The 604-nt window shown below is 50.3% G+C and carries 1 tRNA gene and 1 rRNA gene; both read right to left on the minus strand.

Annotated elements, in window-relative coordinates:
* Window positions 1-4: 4 nt before the first annotated feature.
* Window positions 5-78: transfer RNA gene (locus AABL81_RS13540), tRNA-Ile, on the minus strand.
* Window positions 79-148: 70 nt separating this feature from the next.
* Window positions 149-604, minus strand: a 16S ribosomal RNA gene (locus tag AABL81_RS13545); the annotation flags it as partial.

The following is a 604-nucleotide window of genomic DNA, read 5'->3' on the forward strand; positions in this document are numbered from 1 at the left end:
TTAGTAGTCCCGGGCAGACTCGAACTGCCGACCCCTACATTATCAGTGTAGTACTCTAACCAGCTGAGCTACGAGACTCTGTATACTTAAGTGTTGTATTTTGAACTAACAGCGAGAGTAAAGTATTAATTACTAATTTTTTCTCTAGAAAGGAGGTGTTCCAGCCGCACCTTCCGGTACGGCTACCTTGTTACGACTTAGCCCTAGTTACCAGTTTTACCCTAGGCAGCTCCTTGCGGTCACCGACTTCAGGTACCCCCAGCTTCCATGGCTTGACGGGCGGTGTGTACAAGGCCCGGGAACGTATTCACCGGATCATGGCTGATATCCGATTACTAGCGATTCCAGCTTCATGGAGTCGAGTTGCAGACTCCAATCCGAACTGTGATCAGCTTTTGAGATTCGCATCCTGTCGCCAGGTAGCTGCTTTCTGTACTGACCATTGTAGCACGTGTGTAGCCCAGGACGTAAGGGCCGTGATGATTTGACGTCATCCCCACCTTCCTCTCGGTTTGCACCGGCAGTCTTGCTAGAGTTCCCGCCATAACGCGCTGGTAACTAACAATAGGGGTTGCGCTCGTTATAGGACTTAACCTGACACCTC

It is taken from the genome of Myroides sp. C1519 (genome assembly GCF_038039755.1).
Classification (GTDB): Bacteria; Bacteroidota; Bacteroidia; order Flavobacteriales; family Flavobacteriaceae; genus Flavobacterium; species Flavobacterium phaeum_A.